Below are 2,498 nucleotides of genomic sequence, written 5' to 3' on the forward strand. Positions count from 1 at the left end.
GCCCCCGGTCCGTGCGACGTCGGCAGGTACAGCGCCGCCCGCAGCTCCCGCTCGCCGAGGGTCAGGAAGCGGGGGCGCGGCTCGGTCACCGGCCGCTCGGCCAGCACCCGGATCCGCCCGGCCGGTCCGCCGTCCCGCAGCACGCTCACCGTCTGCCCGTCGAGGGTGGTGCTGTCCAGGACGACGGTGTCGCCCCCGACGGTGGCGCGGTGCACGCCCGGCTCGTCGGTCAGCCGCTCGAAGCCCTTCTCCGGGTCGTACGACCAGACGTGCGTCTCCGTCGGCTCCTCGGACGCCGTGAAGTAGAGCCGGTCGCCCACCACGCCGAGCAGTTCGTGGACGTACATGCCCTCCGGAGTGCGCACCCCCGTCTCGGTCAACAGCAGTCCGCGCGAGCCCTCCTGGGTGGTGAGGACGAGACCGGCGGTGGCGGTGGCTGCCGGGGTTCCGGGTATGAACTCCAGCCAGGCGGCGTCCCGGAGATGGTGGAGCGTCGTGGTCAGGCCCGTAGAGGAACCGATCCGGAGCAGATACGCCGAGCGCTGGTCCCGGGTCTGCACGACGGCGGAGGGCCCGGCGCCGTCCCAGGCCGCGTGCACGACGTACTCGAAGGACGGGTCGGTCCACTCACCCGCCGGATGCGACTCGGAGGCCTCCTTGGGGAGCCGTACCTCGACGCGCTCGCCGTCCAGACCCACCACGTGCAGCGACAGCTCGGCGTTGGCGGTGCCCGCGGCCGGATAGCGGATCGCGCGCGGCGGACGCGTCGGGTCCGCCGGATCGCTGATGAACCACTGCTGGACCGGCGCGCTGTCGACCCGCACCACCAGCAGCGCGTCCCCGTCCGGCGACCACCAGAAGGACCCTGTGCGGTGCAGTGACTCGGCCGAGACGTGGTCGGAGAGCCCGTACGTGACCTCCGGGCCCTCCGGCCTGGCCAGCGCGCGGTCGGCCGTGCCGTCGATGCGTACGACGCGGAGGGCGCCGTCACTCACGTACGCGATGCGGGAGCCGTCGGGGCTGGGGCGCGGGGCGACGACCGGGCCCGCCGTGGGGATCCGGCGCGGGACGCCCTCGTCCGTGCGTACGGCCCACAGGGCGCCCGAGAGGGCGAACACGACCAGGCGGACGGCCGCGTCGGTGGCGTACGAGACGATTCCCGCGCTCGTCTCGCGCGCCCGCTCGCGGCGGATCCGCTCGGCCTCCGGGACCTCGCCGCTGTCGCCGAGCGCGAGCGGGTCGGCGAGCGGCCGCTCCTCGCCGTTCTCGTACAGCCAGAGCAGGCTCGTCGTGGAGCGGCCGCTCGTGGTGCGCAGGAAGACGACGCGGTCGCCGTCCGGCGACACGGTGAAGCCGCGCGGCACACCGAGGGAGAAGCGTTTCGTACGGGCGTGCTGCAGGGGCAGGTCTTCGGCGGTCACAGGTGATCCCTTCGTGCGAGTGGACGGGGAACGCCCCAGTAACCTGGGGCGATGCTCAAGGAAGTCAGCGCGACCCGCTATGTCACGCCGTTGCGTGAGGGCGGCTCGCTGCCGGGGCTCGTCGAGGCGGACGATCTCGGAACGTACGTCATGAAGTTCACCGGTGCCGGACAGGGACGGAAGACCCTCGTCGCGGAGGTCGTCTGTGGTGAACTCGCCCGCCGCCTGGGCCTGCGCGTACCCGGCCTGGTCACGATCGGGCTCGATCCGGTCATCGGGCTCGGTGAACCGGACCAGGAAGTGCAGGAGTTGCTCAAGTCGAGCGGGGGGCTGAATCTCGGGATGGATTTCCTCTCCCGGGCGATCGGCTTCGACGCCCTCGCGCACCAGGTGAGCCCGGAAGAAGCCGGGAGAATCGTCTGGTTCGACGCGCTGGTCAACAATGTCGACCGATCGTGGCGGAACCCTAACATGCTGGTTCGGCACGGCGATCTGTGGCTCATCGACCACGGCGCCACCATGATCTGGCACCACAACTGGCCCGGCGCGGCGGCCTCCGCGGCCAAGCCGTACGACGCCTCCGACCACGCACTCGCGCCGTTCGGCCCCGACATCGCCTCCGCCGCCGCGGAGTTGGCGCCCCTTGTCACCGAGGAGCTGCTCGCCGAGGTGACCGCGGCGATCCCGGAGGAGTGGCTGCGGGACGAACCGGGGTTCGAGTCGACGGACGCGCTCAGGCGCGCGTACGCGGAGCCGCTGCTCGCCCGCGCCGCCACCGTTCACGAGCGCGTCCGGACGAGCCAGGAGGGCACGAAGTGAGCGAGCGCGACGGCCGGGACGGTCGTGACGTCTACGAGTACGCGCTGCTGCGGGTGGTGCCGCGGGTCGAGCGAGGGGAGTACTTCAACGCGGGCGTGCTCGTGTACTGCCGCGCCAAGTCCTTCGTGGCCGCCCACACCCATCTCGACGAGACCAAGCTGCGGGCCCTCGACCCGGAGGCGGACGCGGCCGGGGTCCGGGCCGCTCTGCGCGCCGTCGAGGGCGTCTGTGCCGGGGGAGCGGCGGCGGGTCAGGCCG

Annotated in this window: 3 protein-coding genes; 2 read left to right on the forward strand and 1 reads right to left on the reverse strand. The window is 72.5% G+C overall.

Annotated elements, in window-relative coordinates; genetic code table 11:
• On the reverse strand, positions 1-1,421 hold a 1,421-nt coding region (locus tag O3Q52_RS51900; RefSeq protein ID WP_269655369.1), incomplete at its 3' end, for a DPP IV N-terminal domain-containing protein.
• Positions 1,422-1,472: 51 nt separating this feature from the next.
• Between O3Q52_RS51900 and O3Q52_RS51905 the strand changes: the two genes are divergently transcribed.
• Together O3Q52_RS51905 and O3Q52_RS51910 are read left to right on the forward strand one after the other, a co-directional pair.
• The gene (locus O3Q52_RS51905; protein ID WP_269655370.1) at positions 1,473-2,240 is read left to right on the forward strand and encodes a HipA family kinase; all 768 of its coding nucleotides are present in this window, start codon (positions 1,473-1,475) and stop codon (positions 2,238-2,240) included.
• Positions 2,237-2,498 (forward strand): DUF3037 domain-containing protein (locus O3Q52_RS51910; protein ID WP_269655371.1); only part of this gene is annotated, 262 nt, incomplete at its 3' end. The genes O3Q52_RS51905 and O3Q52_RS51910, both read left to right, overlap by 4 nt.

Source organism: Streptomyces sp. ActVer (genome assembly GCF_027270795.1).
GTDB classification, from domain to species: Bacteria; Actinomycetota; Actinomycetes; order Streptomycetales; family Streptomycetaceae; genus Streptomyces; species Streptomyces umbrinus_A.

Excerpts from the sequence above, each read along its gene's own strand:
- O3Q52_RS51905 (WP_269655370.1), top strand. The coding sequence starts at position 1,473 with ATGCTCAAGGAAGTCAGCGCGACCCGCTATGTCACGCCGTTGCGTGAG.